We start from the raw sequence: 19,663 nt of genomic DNA, 5'->3' as shown, positions 1-19,663 counted from the left end.
ATGCCGTCCGTCGAACTGCCCGCCGGCCGCGTCCACTACACAGAGCGCGGGGAGGGACCGCCGGTCGTGCTGCTGCACGGCTTGTTGATGAACCACCGGGTCTGGGATTCGGTCATCGATCTGCTGCCCTCCGGGTTCCGCTATGTGCTGCCGGATCTGCCGTTGGGCGCGCACCCCGAGCCGCTGCGACCGGGCACCGACCTGAGTCTGCGCGGGCTCAATCAGCTGATCGCGGACTTCCTCGCCGCTCTCGACCTGCACGATGTCACCCTCGTCCACTCGGACTGGGGTGGTGGCCTGTTCCTCACCGCCTACGGTCTCGACGAGCGGGTGGGTCGGCTGATCGTGTTCCCCAGCGAGGCGTTCGACAACTTCCCGCCCGGGCTGCCCGGCAAGTCCGCGATCCTCGCCTCCTACCTGCCGGGCGGTATCACCTTGGCCCTGCGCCAGTTGCGCGTGCGCTGGTTGCGCGAGACTCCACCGCTGTTCGGCTGGATGGCGAGGTTCCCGCTGTCGGACGAGCTCGTGCGCGCCTGGACCGACCCCGGTCTGCGCGATGCCGGTATCCGCCGCGACCTGCTCGCCTACACCCGCTCCGGTTTCGACAAGGCCGAACTGATCGCCGCAACCGAAGCACTGCGACACTTCCGGGGTGAGGCCTTGATCCTGTGGTCGTCGGCGGGCAAGGTGATGCCCCGCGAGCACGGCCGTCGCCTCGCCGACCTGATCCCCCGCGCCCGCCTGGTCGAGATCGACGACGCCTATGTGTTGTCGATGCTCGACCAGCCGAACGCGGTCGCCGCCGCTGTCACCGAGTTCCTCACCAGCACAACGGTCCGCCCGACGGAACGGTGAGTCAGCCGACCTCGAGGGTGGTGTTCACCGGTGTGGCGCCGGTCGTCGAATCGAGCACGGGGCAGTGTGCGTCGACGGCTTCCTGCAGTTCGGCGTAGCGCTGCGGAGTCTCGGGACCGTTGATCCGCACGGTGACCCGCACCGCCTGGAACCCCGCACGCACCGTGTCATCGATGCCGAAGAACCCGCGCACATCCAGGTCGCCTTCGGCGGTGATCTCGAGATCGTCGACGCTGATCCCGAGTCGCTCCGCCCAGAATCGGTAGGTCACCACCTGGCAGGAAACGAGTGCCGCCAGATACACCTCCACCGGATTGGCAGCGGTGTCGGCGCCGCCGAGCGCGGGCGGTTCGTCGACGCGCACTGTGTGGGTGCGCGCGGTGACCACGCTGCCCACCGTGCCCTCGGGCGTCGCCGCCGCACGGAACACAACGTGCGCATTGGTCGTATCGAGGGCCACCGCTTTCGCTGTCGCTTCGGAAATGCTGTTCAAGGCCGCGAGCTGACTGGTCATGCCCGCACGCTATCGACGCGGAGATCCCTGGCCAACCGATGATTTCCGGGTGATTTCAACCCCTGCTCAACGGGCGACACCCAGCGACAATGCGGCGAAGGTCTTCGGGGTTCCGGGTTGATAGAACCGGTCGAGTTCCACGGTTTCGAATCCGGCGTCGGCGATCAGCGCGGGGATGTCGCGCGTCAGATGACATCCACCGGCGATCCGCTGCTGGATCGGATCGAGCCGGTGCTGCCACACCCGAACCGATTCGTCCGGCGCCAACCCGTGCTCGACGAAATGCAAGGTCCCACCGGGCTTGAGCACCCGCCGGATCTCGGCGAGTGCCGCCGCGACATCGGGAATCGTGCACAACGTGAACGTCGACAGTGCGGTGTCGAAACTGCCGTCCCCGAACGGCAGCGCCTGCCCGTCCAATCCGGCCCGCTCGATCGGAACCCGGCTGGCCGCAACCTTTTTCGCCGCGATCTTCCACCCCACCTCAGCGGGCTCGACCCCGCTGACCCGCTCCACCGTCTCGGGATAGAACCCCACATTGTTCCCGGACCCGAACCCCACCTCCACCACATTCCCCCGCAACCCGGAACACACCCGCCGCCGCAACGAGTCGTTCACCCGCGCCCCACACACCTTGTCGGTGAGATGCGGAAGAACCCGATCGGTATAGAAGCCCATTCTCCGATCATCCTCGCCGACCAGCCACCAGAAAAGACCCGATAAGCGTCAGCCGCACGACCGGCGAAGCTCAGTCAGAGTCGGTTCAGGCGAGGCGACGGTCGAAGACCTGGGTGCTCGAGCCGGTGGCCGGGTCGACCGTGACGACGCGGGCGCGCATCGAGTCGGGGTGCAGGTCCAGAACCATGAAGCCCAGTTCGTGGTGGGTTTGGTAGAGGGCGTTGTGGCGGCCGGCGGGTTCGCCGGGCTGGCCGGTGGAGGTTTTGGCCGAGGCGCCGGAGATGATCTGGCGGGTGCCCTTGGTGGCCGGGGTGGGTTCGAGGATCTGCATGGTGTGGTCGTGGCCGGACAGCAGCAGCGAGACCTTGCCCAGGACGTGGTCTTCGAAGAAGCGTTTGGCGTGGATGCCGTTGAGCGGCTCGATCGGCAGGCCCTCGTAGTTGCCCGCGTCGCCGTGGGAGCCGTTGCTCAGGTAGGGGTGGTGGGTGCAGGCGATCTTCCACTGCGCGGTCGACTCGGCCAGGGCCCGGTCGAGCCAGGCGCGCTGTTCGTTCATGTAGGGACCGTCGACCGCCCAGTACGGGTCGAACACGGGCGGAATGTAGGCGGCCAGCGGGTTCACGTCGAGAACGAAGAACTCCACGACGGGGTTCTGCTCGGGTATGCGCAGCGAGTAGTAACGGCTCGGCATCCACCAGCGCGGCGAATGGGCGTGATAGGCCACTTCGTGGTTGCCGCGCGGCAACCAGCCGCCGTCGCCGGGAAACACCGAACTGGTGTCGTGATTGCCGAGCACCATCGCCCAGGGGAAGTCCAGGCCGGTGTTGGGGTCCTCGAATTTCGTCGCGAACTGGATATCGTCGGGCCCGTTCGGACCGGAATCGTAGATATTGTCGCCGAGGCCGACGGCAAGCGAAAACGGTTCGCGCGCATGGAATTCCCGCGCCGCGTCCGCCACCGCCCACTGCGTGCGCGTCCCGGTCCCGGCATCACCGGTGACCAGCACCCGCACGCTGCGCCCCGCCGTCGGCGGGAATTTCGCTACCGCGGCGGGCACCGCACCGGCCGGGGTGAGCCCGACCAACGTCAGACCCGCGACGACACCGGCCGCGCCCGCGAGAACCTCGCGCCTGCCCAGACCGTTCGACCGCACGTTGAGCTGCTCGTCCATGCTCACCTTTCCGAGTTCACCCGTCGACCGCTCGATCGAAGCACAACACCCCGGCCGCTACCGCACCGCACCCAGCGCGTTTCGATGAACAATAGAACAACATGGACGATCGCCCAGTTAGCGTCGTGGAATTTGCCGGCTGCGGGTCGCGCCATCTCTCACCCGACGGCACATCAGCATCTGACCGGCACCGACCTGGAATTCGTAGTCGACATCGACCACCCGGCAGTCGACACCGTCGTCGGCCAGTTCGGAAACCAACGCACGCAGGTGGGGGTACGGGCTGCGCGAACCGATCGGAACAAGCGGGAACACCCTGAGCTCGGCACCGATCCGCAGCAGTTCGATGATGGCTCGACGATGGAATTCGGGGTCGAGATCGTCGGCGTAGCAGAAGAGAAGGTGCGAACTCAGCACGAGATCGACACTGTTGTCCGCGAACGGCAGCTGCGGCAACCGTCCCGGAACGTAGCGTTGCGGATACGAACCGCTGTGGGCGGCGAACTGCCGGGCCGACTCGGAGCGTGCCCGGCGATGCGCGTCGGGATCGGCGAAGAACTCCCACCGATAATCCTGTGCGTGTGCGCGAACGAAGTCGTTGCCGCGTTCGGCCTCGGCAACAGCGGTCGCCGCCACCTTCGCCAACCCGTCACCGAAATAGGCGACATCGCATGCGGTCACGTCCCCACCCCGAGCACACACCTCAGCGGTGAAACCCGCAGCACCACCGGGACAATCGAGGATCCGGCGCCGCAAATCCTCCTCGCTGAGCGCGAACATCGCCCGATACTCGTCCAGCGAACGAGAACTGACCAGGATTTCCCCGAACCCACCGGTTCCCGAAGCTGAAGTGCTGTCGCCCATCTGTCGACCTCTCTATCCAGGACCGCCGCCCGGACCCGTCCAGATGTCGTCACGACAAGCACCCGACCGCCCGCGAGGCGGCCACGCAACAACAACGCCGACCGCTACCGGACCGGCCACCACTGCTGCGCAAACATCATCACGGCCCGAGTACACCAGCCGCTCCCTCCGGCCGCAACCACATTCCGCCGTCCCCGCCCACGCGACCACTCCCAGCACCCGGAGCCCGCTCATTGGGGCGGGCTACCCACGGGAAGGTGGAGGAGCGCACCGCAGGGCGGGGTCATTGCGGATCCGGATGAGCCGGCATCGCGCCCGCGGCTGCAATTTCACTGACGCGAACAGGCCGACGCGGAGCAGGCACCGAGGAACTGCCCCGCTCGCTGCGCCGCAAGCGGGATCGCATTACCCGATCGGGTTGTGCCCCAGCAGGACTCGCCCCGTGAAGCGGGTCTGTTTGGGGCGGGGCAGGGGATGGAACTGGCAGCCGAGGACATCGCGGTATAAGCGTTCGAGGTCGCAGGTGCGGGAGTAACCGGCGCCGCCGGTGGTTTCGATGGCCAGGCGCACGGTGTCGACGAGGGCTTCGGCGGCGACGGTTTTGCGGCTGAGGGCGCGGGCGGCGTAGGCGTCGGTGTTGGGGAAGGTGAGGTCGGCGGCGTCGGTGAACATGGCGGTGACGAGGTCGTCGGCGGTGGAGTGGGCGTTGAGCATCTCGCCCGCGGTCTGCAGGGTGTGGTCGTCGGCGCGCCCGCGCAGCAGGTGGGCGGTGAGGGCGACCGCCGCGTCGGCGATACCGAGGTAGGCGGCCAGGATCAGGGGAAGCGCCGCCCCCATCACGACATTCAGCACAGTGGGCCACGCACCGGCGGGCCGGATCAGCGACACCGCCACCTCGGGCACGAACACGTCGTCGAGCACCACGGTGTGCGATCCGCTGGCCCGCAAACCCAGTGTGTCCCAGGTCTTCTCGATCCGAACACCAGCCGCCGACATCGGGATCGCACAGTGCAGCACCTGGTTCCCTTCGAGGCGGACGCTGGTGACGAGCACGTCACCCACCTCGCATCCGCTCGCGGGCGCTTTGCGCGCACTCACCCGGTACCCGCCGTCCACCGGCACGGCCATTCCGTTGGAATCCACCCAGTCCGAGGCGCCGGTGCTGACGAGAATCGCCCCACCGATAACCTTCGCGAACACGCCGGAGGCGTCGATACCGTGCTTGTGCCGCCACACCTGCGCGGCGACCAGATGCGAATGCATCGCGAACGCCACCGCCGTCGACGGATCGTGGGCGCCGAGCTCACGCAGCACGGCCCCCATTTCGGAATGCGTGGCCCCGCCGCCCCCGAATTCGGCCGGAACGAGCGCGGCCGAGAGCCCGGAGGAGCGCAGCAGGTCGAAGGCGGCGACGGAGATCTCGCCGGTGAGGTCGCGCTCGGCGACCTCGGTGCGCAGGGTTTCACCGATCGTGCGGGCCAGGGCGACCCGGTCGGTTGCGGAAGTAATCGTGGAAGTCATGTTTCGAAAGGTAGGGACGGGCGCGATAACCGGATAGTCCAGAAAGTGGACTCCCCCGGTCCAGTATCTGGACCCCGTCGGCGAGGTGATGATGACGAGCACAACCCCCAGCTACGCCCAGTACTGCCCCATTTCGCGTGCCCTCGACGTGCTCGGTGAACGCTGGTCGCTGCTCATCGCCCGCGACCTGTTCCTGGGCACCACCCGATTCAACGATCTCGCCCGCGGCCTGCCCGGCCTGTCGCGCAGCCTGCTGGCCAAACGGCTGCGCCAGTTCGAACGCGCGGGCCTGGTCGACAAGCTCGGCACCGAGTACGTGCTCACCGAGGCGGGCCGTGACCTGGAACCGATCCTGTTCGGCCTCGGCGAGTGGGGTGCACGCTGGACCTTCGGCGAACCACGCCTCGATGAACGCGACGCGGCCCTGCTCGTGTGGTGGATGCACAACCGCCTCGACACCACGCAACTGCCGGGTCGCCGTCAGGTGCTCGCGGTCCGGTTCACCGACGATCCGCGCCGGTTCTGGATCGTGGTCGAGGCCGGCGCGGCGTCGGTGTGCGAGACGGATCCGGGATATCCGGTCGATGTGACGATCAGCGCCGACGTGGCGGGTTTGTACGAGGTGTGGCTCGGCCGGTTGCCGCTGACGCACGCCCAGCACACCGGACGGGTGCGGTTCATCGGCCCGCACGCGGTAACCCGCCGGATGCCGGATGTGCTGCGGTTGAGCCCGGTCGCCGGGTACGTGCGCGCGACCGCCCAGCAGGCCCGAGCCTCCTGAAACCGGACTTATTACGCAAATCCGAACAAAACGTGTCTGTTATCACTCCGTGGCCTATCGTGTTGGCAACGGCCGTGACCACAACGTTATTGTTCGAGTCATGGTACGTACCGGAGCAGAGCAGACAGAACCGGACGAACCGAATGTTCCTCTCCCCCAGCAGCATCCGGCACGTCTCGAACTAGTCGGCGATACCGACACCCCCGAACCCGCGGCATCGGCGGACGACGGGTTCCCTCGCCTCGGCGACACCAGCTTCCTCACCGGCGCGGCCAAGCACCGCCTCGCCGCGTTCATCCACACCAAGCTCGCCGAACTCGAGGAACTGCCCTGACCCGGATTAAGCTGGGCGCGCCGTAGATCAGCGGCGACGACGCGGGCGAGGAGGGCTGCGGTGAGCGAGGCGGTCGTGCTACCCGAACGGGTCCGCACCGAACTACGCCGCGGGGTGCGCAGCGTCCTGATCGACACCGCCGCACTGCGGCTCGTCGGTGAACGCTTCGACGACGACCAAGCAGGTGCGCTACGCCGCTATCTCGAGGCGTCACAGTCGGCCAACACCTTGCGCGCCTACCGCACCGACTGGATCGCGTGGGCGGGCTGGTGCGCGGGCGAACACCGCCAGGCGCTGCCCGCCGACCCCCTGGACGTGGCGGTGTATCTGGCCGCGGCCGCCGACGCCCGCCGCGAGAACGGCACGTGGGCATTCAGCCCCGCCACCCTCGACCGCAAATCCGCCGCTATCGCCGCCGTGCACGCGGCCAACGGTTTGCCGTCCCCGACCAGGTCCGACGTCGTGCGTCTCACCCTGCGTGGCATCCGCCGCACCCGCCGCACCCCACCGACCCGCAAACGCCCGGTCCTGCTGCACACCCTCGAACAGCTCCTCGCCGAACTCCCCGCCCCCGGCTGGCCGACCGAACCGGCCCGCCGCCGCGACGCCCTCGCCCTGCTGGTGGGTTTCGCCGGTGCGCTGCGACGCAGCGAACTGGCCGCCCTGCGCATCGGCGATGTCCAGGTACGCACCGATCACCACACCGGTGAACCACTGCTGATCGTGCACCTGCCGACCACCAAAACCGACCCGACCGGTGCGAGCGAACAGCGCGTCGCCCTGCCACGCGGCAAACACCCGCACACCTGCCCCGTCTGCGCCTTCGCCGACTGGGTGCAGCTCCTCGAAAACCATTCCAGCACAGCTGATCTGCGTGCTTGGGTCACCGCGAACCCGATCACCGACACCACCATCCACCGCTGCCACGGCTTCACCGGAACCACCCTGAGCAGCGACCCCCACCGCCCCTTGTTCCCCACCGTCAACCGGCACGGCACCATCGCCCCCACCGCCCTGTCCGGCCGTGCCGTCGCCGAACTGGTCAAACGCTACGCCGCCCGCGCAGGCCTCGACCCCGACCTGTTCTCCGGCCACTCCCTACGCGCCGGTTTCGCCACCCAAGCGGCCCTCGGCGGCGCCAGCGACCGCGAAATCATGCGCCAGGGCCGCTGGTCCAACCCGCGAACCGTCCACGGCTACATCCGCACCGCCAACCCCCTCGAAGACAACGCCGTCACCAAACTCGGCCTCTGACGCGCTGACCGGCGCGCACCGGGTGCCCCGCGGAGCCGCTCACCCGAACGGCCGTACCTTCTTCATCGGGCTGTGGTCGTACCCGCGGAGAGTATGGCCATGAGATCTTCCGGGATCGGCATCGGCGTGAACGGGCCGACATCGGATCGACCGTTGTTGCCCAGTGGTGCGCGACCGGTCGCGGATGCGATGCCGCCGAAGGCGAGTCGAAGGACCTGGCCGACGACTTCGCGGCGGTCGCGGGATCGCATCGCGAGCCGCAGCATCTCCCAGTGGGCGCGAGTGTGCGGCCACGCCCACTCCTGCGACAGGATGTGGGCCCGTTCGAGGGCGTGCCACATCTCGTCGATATCGGTGCTCAGGCGAGCGCGGTTCAGTTCGGCTTCGAACGCGGATCGGACGCCGGCAGGCATGCGGGACATGGGGACCTCCTGAGTTGGATTGCCTGCCAACAGCGTTGCTGTCCACCTCGGCGCCTGCTTGAACAAACCTGCTACGGGCCGCCGAGTTCGTCCACCAACCGCAGCTGCCCGAAGTGCGACGGGGCTGCGCCGAACATGCTGTGGCAGACGCGGTTCAGATGGGCGCTGTCGGCGAATCCGGCACCGTGAGCGGCCTCGGTGAGGGTCCGACCTGCGGCGAACAGCCGGATTGCGTGCTGCATCCGCAGCCAACGCACGTACGCACGGAACGGAAGCCCCACTTCGGCCGAGAACAGGTGCGCCAGTCGGCTCTCCGACAGCCCCGCCCGCTGGGCGAGTTCGCCGAGCCGCACCGGGCCGTCGGCGAGGAGCCCGGGCAAATCGGCCAGGGAACGGCGCACCGCCGGATGCCAGGCGCTACGGTCGGGCTCGCCGGCGCCGGTGACAAGGGCAGTCATTCCGATCGGGCCGCAGCTGAACATCGCCCCGTGACGCACCCAGACATCGACCGCATCCGCGGGATCGGGACACAGCACGGTCGCCACCGCCGCTTCGGGCGCCAAGTGGATCAATGTCGCCGTGGCGGTGCCCTCGACGACTCGGTGGCTGGTGTTCGGCGGAATCACCGCGGCCCGGCAGCTCGCGGTCGATCCGTGTGCGTCTCCGATACGGAACGCGGACTCGCTCTGCATGATCTGCACTGTGTGGTGCGCATGCAGCGCCGTGGTTCCGACCTCACCCGTCAGCACCATCAACCCGGGCCGCAACAGCATCGTCCCGGTCCATCCGGTCGCGCCGGTCATGTGTTCTGCCCAGGAGCGGCCCGACACGCTGGGCCACCGACCGCGCGGTGCGAAGACTGCATGGTCGAAGTATGGCAATGCCACCAGCCCCCCACCCGGGAACCTCGAGTGCGATTCAAGGGTGGTGCGCTCGCCTTCGACTGGCCGATGTGGGTGAGTCCATCACCTTCGAAGCGGCACCGAACGGGTAGTCGGCTGTCGTGGGCGGCGCATTCGATCCGATGGCCGAGGGGCGCGCACCCCTACTGCGGATAGTCGAGGTGGCTGACAGGCGCCGCAGCGCGCAGGTCAGACCAGCGCCTCGGCATGGTGTACCTGCCGCAGATCATTGCGGTCGAGCCACTCGGAGATGGCGGCCGCCAGCAGATCCGGCTGGTCCTCGGGAGTGTGGTGGCCGGCGACCTCGTCGTACTGCTGAATATGCAGGGCGGAAATGGTTTTCGCGCACCAGTCGATGACGGCGGGTTCGGTCATCGCACCGTAGGCGGGCGTGAAGTTCACCATCAGCTTCGGCACGCCCGGGCTGGACGCGAGCCATTCGTCGTACGCTTCGGCGCGCGCGACGACATCGGTCGGAGTTCCGTCCAGCGGCATCGATCGGGCGAAGCGCAGCACGGGAATTCTGCTCTCCCGCGTCGGGAACGGGCGCTGGTACACCGCCAGGTCGGCGGGCTCGAGCCGACCCGAGATGGTGGCGAGCCCGTCTCGGACGAACGAATCCTCGAGGAAGATGGACTCGCCCACACCGTCGGTCCGGATCGCACGCCACAGATCCCGACCGCCCGCGGGGAACTCCTCCCAGCTCATGGGTTTGATGATGGTTTCGGTGAACGCGACCCCGCGCACCCGATCCGGATGCCGTGCCGCCCAGTCGAAAGCGAGCGCGCCACCCCAGTCGTGTCCGACGAGCACCACACTGTCCAACCCCATCGCCTCGATCCAGGCATCCAGGTAGCGCGCATGGTCGTCGAAGCTGTAGTCGATCGCAGGCTTCCCCGACTCGCCCATGCCGATCAGGTCAGGAGCGATCAGCCGACCGGCGCCGACGCCGGGCAGAACATTGCGCCACAGGTACGACGAGGTCGGGTTGCCGTGCAGGAACACGATCGGTGCGCCGGTGCCGGTTTCACGGTGGTAGATGGTCGAGTCGAGTACACGGGTGACAGGCATGGTGGTCCTTTCAGGTGGAGACAGGCGGCGATCCCGATCGACAGAGTCGGGCGGAATCACTCCCGTGTTAGTTAGTTGCCCAACTGACTCTAGACATTAGCGAGCACCCTGAGGTTTTGTCCAGAGTTAGTTGGACAACTCACCAGAGGGGTGGGAAAGCCCGTCAACGCCCCGTCTGCAACGAGAAGTACTCCGACTGCCGCGGCGGCTGGGCGGCGGTGGCCAAGATGCGTGCCACATCGTCGATGCCGTCCCGCAACGGCGCGACGGTCACACGCACCGCCTGCGACTGACCCGCCTCCTCACCCACCAGGAAAGGACCGCCCGGAGCCACCCGAATGCCGTTGGCCGCCAGATGAACCAGCGCCGAGCGTTCATCCGTCACCGGTACCCAGGCATTGAGTCCATCCCCGTCGGCGACCGCCACACCGTGCCGGCTCAAAGCACCGGTGAGTGCGCGTCGCCGATCGGCGTACTCCGTACGTGCTTGCGAGACAGTGCCGTTCGCGGTGTCGTCACGCAGGAGTTCGTACAGCAGACGTTGCAGGATGCGCGGCGTCCAGCCGGGGCCAAGCATGCGGGTGGCGACGATACGGTCGATCACCTCCTCGGGGCCCGAGAGGGCGGCGATGCGCAGGTCGGGGCCGTGGGATTTGGAGAAACTCCGCACGTGCAGCACCTGGTCGGGTAGCCAGCGGCCGAGGCTGATGTCGGGGGCGGCGACGATCGCACCGGAATGGTCGTCCTCGACGACCATGCACCGATGCTCGCTGCGACCGAGGATCCTGGCGAGCGTCTCGGCGCGCTCGGCGGTCATGGACGCACCGGTCGGATTCTGGGCGCGCGGTTGTAGGACGGCGGCGGCGGGTGCGAGCGTGAGGGCGCGCGCCAATTCGTCCGGCAGCACACCGTTTTCATCCATCGCCACCGGGACGGCCTGTACACCGATGGTGTCGAGGTAGTCGAGGAAATGCGGGAAGGTCGGGTTCTCGACGATCACCCGATCACCGAAGCGCACCACTGCGGCCAGGCTGCGCGCCACCGCGTCCATCGCCCCGTCGACGACGGTCAACCCACCCGACCCCGTCGGCCAGTCGGCCTGCAGCAGCCGACCGAGCTCGGGAACCACCGGTGGCTGGTGATAGTCGGTGCTCTCCGCACGCGAAGCCACCTGCGCGAGAAGCGATCCGACCTCGGGGAGCAGGGCGGGATCGGGCGTGCCGAGCGACAGATCCAGGCGCGCGGACTCGGCCCCACCGGTCATCCCACCCGCACGCGTCGGGGCCGCGCGAGGCACCCCGGTGACGAAGGTTCCGCTGCGCCCCTTGGAAACAACCAGCCCGGCCTGGGCCAGCGCCCGCCACCCGTGGCTCACGGTCGCCGGACTCACTCCCAGCTGCGCGGACAGTTCGCGCACCGTGGGGAGCCGATCACCCGGGCGCAGTTCGCCACTGGTGATGAGCCGGGCGATCGCCCCGGCGATCCCGGCGGGCGTCGGATCATCGATCCGGATCTTCTTGTCCACTTTTCCCTCGCCGTCGGCCCCTCGAGATTTACACTTCCCGGCATTGGGTGAAACATTCAAGAAATGTTTAGTACTGACGATAACATAACCCAAATCCTAGGCAGGAGATCGACCGGTGACGATCATCAAAGCAGCCATCACACAGACCACCTGGACCGGCGACAAAGAATCGATGCTCGCCAAACATGAGAAGTTCGTCGAGCAGGCAGCCGCCGAAGGCGTTCAGGTGATCTGCTTCCAGGAACTGTTCTACGGGCCGTATTTCGGCAACGTGCAGGACAAGAAGTACTACGAATACGCCGAATCGGTGCCGGGCCCCACCACCGAACGGTTCGCCGCCCTGGCACGCGAACACAACATCGTGATCGTGCTGCCGGTGTACGAGGAAGACCAGCCCGGAGTCCTCTACAACACCGCCGCCGTGATCGACGCCGACGGCACCTACTTGGGCAAATACCGCAAGCACCACATCCCCCACCTGCCCAGCTTCTGGGAGAAGTTCTACTTCCGCCCCGGTAACCTCGGCTACCCGGTGTTCGACACCGCCGTCGGCAAGATCGGCGTCTACATCTGCTACGACCGCCACTTCCCCGAAGGCTGGCGCGCCCTCGGCCTGGCAGGCGCCGAACTCGTCTTCAACCCCTCGGCCACCAAACCCGGCCTGTCCAACCGGCTCTGGGAACTCGAACAGCCGGCCGCGGCGGCCGCCAATCAGTACTTCATCGCCGCCAACAACCGGATCGGCACCGAGAGCGACGAATTCGGCGACGACGCGGTGACCTTCTACGGCAGCTCCTACTTCGTCGACCCGCGCGGCAATTTCGTCGGCGAGGTCGCATCCACCGGCACCGAGGAACTGGTGATCCGCGAGATCGACCTCGACGTGGTGCGCGAGGTGCGTGGCGACTGGCAGTTCTACCGCGACCGCCGCCCCGACTCCTACTCCTCGATCGTGGCGCCCTGAGCCGGAAAGGATCACCGTGGCAACAACATTGATCACCGGCGGCACCGTCGTCTCGGCGACCGGGCGCGGCGCGGCCGATGTGCTCATCGACGGTGAACGCATCGTCGCCCTCCTCGAACCCGGCAGCACCGTCCTCGGTGCGAATCTGACGGAAACGGTCGACCGCGTGATCGACGCGACCGGCAAATACGTCATCCCCGGCGGCATCGACGCTCACACCCACATGTCGATGCCCTTCGGCGGCACCACCGCCGCCGACACCTTCGAAACCGGCACCCGCGCCGCCGCCTGGGGCGGGACGACCACCATCATCGACTTCGCCGTCCAGAAATTCGGTGAGCGAGTCCAGGACAGCCTGCAGACCTGGCACGACATGGCCGCGGGCGAATGCGCGATCGACTACTCGTTCCACCAGATCATCGGCGACGTCAACGACGAATCCCTGCGCGCCATGCGCGAACTGCCCGGCGAAGGCATCAGCAGCTTCAAACTGTTCATGGCCTACCCCGGCGTGTTCTACAGCGACGACGCCCAGATCCTGCGCGCCATGCAGACCGGCGCCGACACCGGCCTGCTCACCATGATGCACGCCGAGAACGGGCCCGCGATCGACGTGCTCGTCGGCCAGTTGCTCGCCCAGGGCAAGACCGACCCCTACTACCACGGCATCGCGCGCGCCTGGGAACTCGAGGAAGAGGCCACCCACCGGGCGATCATGCTCGCCAAACTCACCGGCGCGCCGCTGTATGTGGTGCACGTGTCGGCAAAGCAGGCCGTCGCCCAGCTCGCCGCGGCCCGCGACCGCGGCCAGAACGTCTTCGGCGAAACCTGCCCGCAGTACCTGTACCTGTCGCTCGAGGACCAGCTGGGCGCGCCGGGTTTCGAGGGCGCCAAATGGGTGTGCTCCACGCCGCTGCGTTCCAAGCACGACCACCACCAGGACGAAGCGTGGCAGGCGTTGCGTACCAACGACCTGCAGATGGTGTCCACCGATCACTGCCCGTTCTGCATGAAGGGGCAGAAGGACATGGGCATCGGCGACTTCTCCAAGATCCCCAACGGCATCGGCTCCGTCGAACACCGCATGGACCTCATGTACCAGGGTGTGGTCGACGGCAAGATCAGCCTCGAACGCTGGGTGGAGATCACCGCGACCACCCCCGCGCGCATGTTCGGGCTCTACGGCCGCAAGGGCGTCCTTGCCCCCGGCGCCGACGCCGACGTGGTGATCTACGACCCCGACGGCCACACCTCCATCGGCGTCGACGCGACCCACCACATGAACATGGACCACTCCGCCTGGGAGGGCTACGAGATCGACGGTCACGTCGACACCGTGCTCTCGCGAGGCAAGGTCGTCGTCGACGATAACACCTACCTCGGCCGCAAAGGCGACGGACGCTTCGTCCGCCGCAACCCCTGTCAATACCTCATCTAGGGAGCCACCATGCAATTCGGAGCGGTCCTGCAGTGCGACCCGCCTGCGGCGCGCACGGTGCACCTGGCCAAACTCGCCGAAGCGCACGGCTTCAGCCACCTGTGGACGTTCGACTCCCACATCCTGTGGCAGGAACCGTACGTGCTCTACAGCCAGATCCTCAACGAGACCAAACGCATCACCGTCGGCCCCATGGTCACCAACCCCGCCACCCGCGACTGGACGGTCACCGCCTCCACCTACGCCACCCTCAACGAGGCCTACGGCAACCGCACCATCTGCGGCATCGGCCGCGGCGACTCCGCGGTCCGGGTGGGTGGCGGCAAACCGACCACCCTGGCGACCCTGCGTGAATCCATCCGCGTCATCAAGGAACTCGCCAACTCCCGCCCCGTCGAGGTCGACGGACGCGTGCTGCAATTCCCGTGGAGCACCGGCTCGACCCTCGATGTGTGGGTCGCCGCCTACGGGCCCAAAGCCCTCCAGCTCACCGGTGAGGTAGCCGACGGGTTCATCCTCCAGCTCGCCGACCTCGACATCGCCGAATGGATGATCCGCACCGTCAAGGACGCGGCCGCCGCCGCGGGGCGCGACCCCGACGCGGTCAAGATCTGTGTGGCCGCACCCATGTACATCGGCACCGATCGGTCCCACATGCGTGACCAGTGCCGCTGGTTCGGCGGCATGGTCGGCAACCACGTCGCCGACATCGTCGCCCGCTACGGCGAATCCGGTTCCGTCCCACCGGCATTGACCGACTACATCGCCGGTCGCGAAGGCTACGACTACAACCAGCACGGCCGCGCGGGCAACACCCACGCCGCCTTCGTCACCGACGACATCGTCGACAGGTTCTGTGTCCTGGGCACCGCCGAAGAACATCTGAAGAAGCTGCAGCGCCTCGCCGAACTCGGTGTCGACCAGTTCGCGGGCTATCTCCAACACGACAACAAGGAGGAGACCATGCGCGTCTACGGCGAGACCGTCATTCCCGGCATGACCAAACACATCACCGCGATGAAGGCGGCATCATGACCGCCGCCGACACCGCGACCGACCTCGACGCCCTGGCCTACCGGCTCGACCGCGACCACGTCTTCCACTCCTGGTCCGCCCAGGCCGCACTGCAACCACTCGTCATCGCGGGCGGTCGTGGCTGCACCGTGTGGGACCATTCCGGCCGCGAATACCTCGACCTGTCCAGCCAACTCGTCAACGTCAATATCGGCCACCAGCACCCGGCGGTCACCCGGGCCATCGCCGAGCAGGCCGCCCAGCTCACCACCATCTCCCCCGCCACCGCCAACCTCGCCAGAGGACAAGCGGCACAGCGCATCTCAGCGCTGGCCCCGGACGGCTTCGACAAGGTGTTCTTCACCAACGGCGGCGCCGACGCCATCGAGAACGCCATTCGGATGGCCCGCCTGCACACCGGCCGCGACAAGGTGCTCTCCACCTACCGCTCCTACCACGGCAACACCGGCGCCGCCGTGGTCGCCACCGGTGACTGGCGGCGCGTACCCAACGAATTCGCCCGCGGGCACGTCCACTTCTTCGGCCCCTACCTGTACCGCAGCGAATTCTGGTCCGAGACAGCCGAACAGGAATGCGAACGCGCCCTGCACCACCTGGAAAGGGTGATCCAGTGCGAAGGCCCCGCCTCCATCGCGGCCATCCTGCTCGAAAGCGTGCCAGGAACCGCCGGTGTGCTCGTCCCACCGCCGGGCTACCTCGCCGGTGTGCGTGAGATCGCCGACCGCTACGGCATCCTGCTCATCCTCGACGAAGTGATGGCGGGCTTCGGCCGCACCGGCGCCTGGTTCGCGTTCTCCCGCCACGATGTCGTCCCCGACCTGATCACCTTCGCCAAGGGCGTGAACTCCGGTTACGTCCCGGTCGGCGGCGTCATCATCTCCGACCCCGTGGCACACACCTTCGACGACACCGTGTTCCCCGGCGGCCTCACCTACAGCGGCCACCCCCTGGCCGCCGCCTCCATCGTCGCCGCACTCGACGCCATGGAATCCGAAGGCATCGTCGCCAACGCCGAGCGCGTCGGCCGCGAAACCCTCGGCCCCGCACTACGAGCCCTCGCCGACGACTTCCCCGTCATCGGCGAGGTACGCGGCGAAGGCGTGTTCTGGGCACTCGAACTCGTCACCGACCCACACACCCGAACCCCCGTCCCCGCCGCGACCATGGGCAAGCTCAAAACCGGTCTGCTCGAACGCGGCGTGCTCCCGTTCATCGCCGACAACCGCCTGCACGTGGTGCCGCCCTGCGTCATCACCGACGCCGAGGCCACCGCGGGCGTCGCCGCGATTCGTGACGTACTCGCCGGACTCTGAAGACAAGGAAACGACCATGACACAGATTCTCGAGCACTGGATCGACGGCAAGGCCTGGCCGGGCGAATCCACCCGCACCGCACCGGTTTTCGACCCCGCCCTCGGCACACCCCAACGTGAGGTGCGCATGGCGACCGCCACCGACGTCGGCACCGCCGTCGCCGCGGCCGCCGCCGCCCTGCCCCAATGGCGCGACAGCTCGATCGCCACCCGCAGCAGGTTCCTGCTCACCTTCCGGGAACTGCTCAACGCCCGCAAAGACGACCTCGCCCAGATCCTCACCGCCGAACACGGCAAAGTCCTCAGCGACGCGGGCGGCGAGATCGCCCGGGGACTCGAGGTCGTCGAATTCGCCCTCGCCATGCCACAACTGCTCAAAGGCGAGTTCAGCCAGAACGTCTCCACCGACGTCGACGTGTACTCGGTGCGCGAACCGGTCGGGGTGGTCGGGATCATCAGCCCGTTCAACTTCCCCGCCATGGTTCCGCTCTGGTTCTTCCCGATCGCCATCGCCGCGGGCAACACCGTCGTCCTCAAGCCGAGCGAGAAGGACCCCTCGGCCGCCAACTGGCTCGCCGAACTCGCCGCCGAAGCGGGCCTGCCCGCCGGTGTCCTCAATGTGGTCCACGGCGACAAGGAAGCCGTCGACGCCCTACTCGTCCACCCGGACGTCGCCGCGATCTCCTTCGTCGGCTCCACCCCGATCGCGCGCTACGTCTATCAGACCGCCGCCGCCAACGACAAACGAGTACAGGCACTCGGCGGGGCCAAGAACCACATGCTCGTGCTGCCCGACGCCGACCTCGACCTCGCCGCCGACGCCGCCGTCAACGCCGGCTTCGGCTCGGCGGGCGAACGCTGCATGGCGGTGAGCGCACTGCTCGCCGTCGACAGCATCGCCGACGAACTCGTCGCCAAGATCGCCGAACGCATGGGCGAACTGCGCACCGGCGACGGTCGCCGAGGTTGCGACATGGGACCGCTCATCACCCGCGAACACCGCGACAAGGTGGCCGGCTACCTCGACGTGGCCGCCGCCGACGGCGCCACCATCGTCGTCGACGGCCGCGAAACCAGCATCGACGGTGCGGCCGAAGGGTTCTGGCTCGGCCCGACCCTCATCGACAACGTCCCGACCAGCTCCGCCGTGTACCAGGACGAGATCTTCGGCCCGGTCCTCTCCGTCGTCCGGGTGAGCGGCTTCGAGGAAGGCATCGAACTCATCAACAGCTCCCCCTACGGCAACGGGGTCGCGATCTTCACCAACGACGGTGGGGCCGCACGGCAATTCCAGCGCCGCGTCACCGTCGGCATGATCGGCATCAACGTCCCCATCCCGGTGCCCGTCGCCTACCACAGCTTCGGCGGCCACAAAGCGTCGATCTTCGGCGACGCGAAAGCCTACGGACCGCAGGGCTTCTCGTTTTTCACCCAGGAGAAGGCGATCACGTCGCGCTGGCTCGACCCGAGCCACGGCGGCATCAACCTCGGGTTCCCCCAGCACAGTTAGCAGTAGTAGTAGAGAGATAATGCGATGACAGAAACACAGGTCCACGCGCCCGAGGGCGCGGGACGACACTCGCAGCTGGTCAACGACGACTTGGCGCCCACTACCAAGGAGACGGCGACCTGGCGCACCTGGGACCTGTTCTGTCTCTGGATGACCTCGGCCCACAGCATCGCCAGCTACGGCTTCGCCGTCGGCATGCTCGCCCTCGGCATGACCGGCTGGCAGACCATGCTCGCCCTGTTCGCCGGTGTGCTGATGCTGTGGCTCGGGAGCAACCTCGTCGGTGTCGCGGGTCAGAAGGTCGGGGTTCCGTTCCCGGTCTTCGCCCGCGCCACCTTCGGCGTGTTCGGCGCCAACATTCCCGCCCTGCTCCGCGCGCTCGTCGCGATCTTCTGGTACGGCATCCAGACCTACCTGGCCTCCACCGCGGTGATCGTGTTGATCCTGCGGGTGTCGCCAGGTCTCGAGTCGTGGACGAAACCCAGCTTCCTCGGACTGTCCGCGCTCGGCTGGATCGCGTTCCTGGTGCTGTGGACGGTGCAGCTCATGATCATCAGCTACGGCATGGAGATCGTGCGCAAGGCCTCCGACTTCGCCGGACCGGTCGTGTGGATCGGCATGATCGCCCTCGCCGTGTGGATCATGAGCGAGGCCGACTGGAGTATCGACCTCAATGCCCGTGCGGGTGAGGCACTCTCGAGTGGACAGACGGTGTCGGCGTTCATCGGGGTCGCGTTCCTGATGGTCGCGTTCATGGCCGGACCGCTCGTGAACTACGCCGACTTCGCCCGGTTCTCACCCAGTCAGAAGGCCATCCGGCGCGGCAACGCCTGGGGCATCCCCTTCAACGAGACCGCGTTCGTCGTCATCTCGATCATCATCTCCCTCGCCACCCTGAAGGTGTACGGGGAAGTGCTGTCGGACCCGGTGGAACTCGTCGCCCACATCGACAACGACGCGATCGTCATCATCTCGGCCGTGCTGTTCGCCATCGCGACCGTCGGCATCAACGTGGTGCTGAACTTCGTCTCCCCCGCCTACGACATCTCCAACGCCGCACCGAAGTACATCTCGTTCCGCACCGGCGGCATCATCACCGCCGTCCTGTCGATCGTCGTGCTGCCCTGGAAGCTGTGGGCCAACCAGGACTTCATCGTCTACTTCCTCGGCGGCGTCGGCGCCCTCATGGGCCCCGTGTTCGGCATCCTGGTCGTCGACTACTACCTGGTTCGCAAACAGCGCACCGAGGTGCCCGAGCTCTATTCCGGCGCGACCGACGGCACCTACTTCTACACCCGGGGCTTCAACCCGCGAGCGCTCGTCGCGCTGCTCATCGCGGGTGCGGTCAGCGTCGTCGTTGCCCTTGTTCCCGATTCCGCCTCGGTCACCGCGCTGTCGTGGCCGGTCGGCGCGGCACTCGGTGCGGCCGTCATGTACGGCCTGAGCCGCAAACCCGCGCAGGTCTGAACCCGTGGCTGTGCCCCGGCGACAACGACTGTCGCCGGGGCACA

19 protein-coding genes are annotated in these 19,663 nt (G+C 67.3%); 10 read left to right on the top strand and 9 right to left on the bottom strand.

Features of this window, described 5'->3' with window-relative positions:
- Complete coding sequence (locus ACSVDM_RS11535; protein ID WP_439264592.1) at positions 1 to 855, top strand: alpha/beta fold hydrolase; 855 nt, start codon at positions 1 to 3, stop codon at positions 853 to 855.
- Position 856: 1 nt separating this feature from the next.
- On the opposite strand, the gene ACSVDM_RS11530 is transcribed toward ACSVDM_RS11535, so the two are convergent.
- The 5 genes from ACSVDM_RS11530 to ACSVDM_RS11510 form a co-directional block, all read right to left on the bottom strand.
- Complete coding sequence (locus tag ACSVDM_RS11530) at positions 857 to 1,369, bottom strand: OsmC family protein (RefSeq protein ID WP_439264591.1); 513 nt, start codon at positions 1,367 to 1,369, stop codon at positions 857 to 859.
- Positions 1,370 to 1,435: 66 nt separating this feature from the next.
- Positions 1,436 to 2,047 carry a class I SAM-dependent methyltransferase gene (locus ACSVDM_RS11525; RefSeq protein WP_439264589.1) on the bottom strand — a complete coding sequence of 204 codons (612 nt, stop codon included), beginning with the start codon at positions 2,045 to 2,047 and terminating at the stop codon, positions 1,436 to 1,438.
- Positions 2,048 to 2,132: 85 nt separating this feature from the next.
- Positions 2,133 to 3,218 carry a metallophosphoesterase gene (locus ACSVDM_RS11520; RefSeq protein ID WP_439264587.1) on the bottom strand — a complete coding sequence of 362 codons (1,086 nt, stop codon included), beginning with the start codon at positions 3,216 to 3,218 and terminating at the stop codon, positions 2,133 to 2,135.
- A 117-nt stretch (positions 3,219 to 3,335) separates the two neighbouring features.
- Positions 3,336 to 3,899, bottom strand: coding sequence for a methyltransferase domain-containing protein (locus tag ACSVDM_RS11515; protein WP_439264586.1), 564 nt, complete (start codon positions 3,897 to 3,899; stop codon positions 3,336 to 3,338).
- Positions 3,900 to 4,487: 588 nt separating this feature from the next.
- A complete protein-coding gene (locus ACSVDM_RS11510) occupies positions 4,488 to 5,603 on the bottom strand; it encodes an acyl-CoA dehydrogenase family protein (protein ID WP_439264584.1) in 1,116 nt (371 codons plus the stop codon).
- 91 nt (positions 5,604 to 5,694) lie between these two features.
- On the opposite strand from ACSVDM_RS11510, the gene ACSVDM_RS11505 reads away from it, so the two are divergent.
- The 3 genes from ACSVDM_RS11505 to ACSVDM_RS11495 all read left to right on the top strand — a co-directional run bounded on the left by ACSVDM_RS11505 (position 5,695) and on the right by ACSVDM_RS11495 (position 7,972).
- Entirely contained in the window at positions 5,695 to 6,384 is a 690-nt protein-coding gene (locus ACSVDM_RS11505) for a winged helix-turn-helix transcriptional regulator (protein WP_439264582.1), read from the top strand.
- Positions 6,385 to 6,484: 100 nt separating this feature from the next.
- Positions 6,485 to 6,718 carry a hypothetical protein gene (locus ACSVDM_RS11500; protein ID WP_067638311.1) on the top strand — a complete coding sequence of 78 codons (234 nt, stop codon included), beginning with the start codon at positions 6,485 to 6,487 and terminating at the stop codon, positions 6,716 to 6,718.
- A 60-nt stretch (positions 6,719 to 6,778) separates the two neighbouring features.
- Entirely contained in the window at positions 6,779 to 7,972 is a 1,194-nt protein-coding gene (locus tag ACSVDM_RS11495) for a site-specific integrase (protein WP_439264581.1), read from the top strand.
- A gap of 62 nt (positions 7,973 to 8,034) precedes the next feature.
- On the opposite strand, the gene ACSVDM_RS11490 is transcribed toward ACSVDM_RS11495, so the two are convergent.
- The 4 genes from ACSVDM_RS11490 to ACSVDM_RS11475 form a co-directional block, all read right to left on the bottom strand.
- Complete coding sequence (locus ACSVDM_RS11490; protein ID WP_439264579.1) at positions 8,035 to 8,394, bottom strand: DUF3703 domain-containing protein; 360 nt, start codon at positions 8,392 to 8,394, stop codon at positions 8,035 to 8,037.
- A 71-nt stretch (positions 8,395 to 8,465) separates the two neighbouring features.
- Positions 8,466 to 9,197, bottom strand: coding sequence for a helix-turn-helix transcriptional regulator (locus ACSVDM_RS11485; RefSeq protein WP_439264577.1), 732 nt, complete (start codon positions 9,195 to 9,197; stop codon positions 8,466 to 8,468).
- A 288-nt stretch (positions 9,198 to 9,485) separates the two neighbouring features.
- Entirely contained in the window at positions 9,486 to 10,367 is an 882-nt protein-coding gene (locus tag ACSVDM_RS11480; protein WP_439264576.1) for a haloalkane dehalogenase, read from the bottom strand.
- A 163-nt stretch (positions 10,368 to 10,530) separates the two neighbouring features.
- On the bottom strand, positions 10,531 to 11,892 hold the full coding sequence (locus ACSVDM_RS11475; protein ID WP_439264574.1) for a PLP-dependent aminotransferase family protein: 1,362 nt from the start codon (positions 11,890 to 11,892) through the stop codon (positions 10,531 to 10,533).
- A 121-nt stretch (positions 11,893 to 12,013) separates the two neighbouring features.
- Here ACSVDM_RS11475 and ACSVDM_RS11470 point away from each other — a divergent pair, with 121 nt between their 5' ends.
- Genes ACSVDM_RS11470 through ACSVDM_RS11445 form a run of 6 tightly spaced genes read left to right on the top strand, consistent with a single transcriptional unit; the run spans position 12,014 to position 19,619 of the window.
- On the top strand, positions 12,014 to 12,856 hold the full coding sequence (locus ACSVDM_RS11470) for a nitrilase-related carbon-nitrogen hydrolase (protein WP_439264807.1): 843 nt from the start codon (positions 12,014 to 12,016) through the stop codon (positions 12,854 to 12,856).
- A gap of 16 nt (positions 12,857 to 12,872) precedes the next feature.
- Positions 12,873 to 14,294 carry a dihydropyrimidinase gene (gene hydA, locus ACSVDM_RS11465; protein ID WP_439264572.1) on the top strand — a complete coding sequence of 474 codons (1,422 nt, stop codon included), beginning with the start codon at positions 12,873 to 12,875 and terminating at the stop codon, positions 14,292 to 14,294.
- 9 nt (positions 14,295 to 14,303) lie between these two features.
- Complete coding sequence (locus tag ACSVDM_RS11460; protein ID WP_439264571.1) at positions 14,304 to 15,329, top strand: TIGR03842 family LLM class F420-dependent oxidoreductase; 1,026 nt, start codon at positions 14,304 to 14,306, stop codon at positions 15,327 to 15,329.
- A complete protein-coding gene (locus ACSVDM_RS11455) occupies positions 15,326 to 16,642 on the top strand; it encodes an aspartate aminotransferase family protein (protein WP_439264569.1) in 1,317 nt (438 codons plus the stop codon). Before ACSVDM_RS11460 ends, ACSVDM_RS11455 begins: the two co-directional genes overlap by 4 nt.
- A 16-nt stretch (positions 16,643 to 16,658) precedes the next feature.
- Complete coding sequence (locus ACSVDM_RS11450) at positions 16,659 to 18,152, top strand: CoA-acylating methylmalonate-semialdehyde dehydrogenase (protein WP_439264567.1); 1,494 nt, start codon at positions 16,659 to 16,661, stop codon at positions 18,150 to 18,152.
- Between the two features lie 24 nt (positions 18,153 to 18,176).
- Entirely contained in the window at positions 18,177 to 19,619 is a 1,443-nt protein-coding gene (locus ACSVDM_RS11445) for an NCS1 family nucleobase:cation symporter-1 (RefSeq protein WP_067638289.1), read from the top strand.
- Positions 19,620 to 19,663 lie beyond the last annotated feature (44 nt).

Source organism: Nocardia sp. JW2 (genome assembly GCF_051843015.1).
Lineage (GTDB): Bacteria > Actinomycetota > Actinomycetes > Mycobacteriales > Mycobacteriaceae > Nocardia > Nocardia coubleae.
The sequence above is the reverse complement of the archived record's forward strand: the minus strand, read 5'-3'. Positions and strand labels throughout refer to the sequence as shown.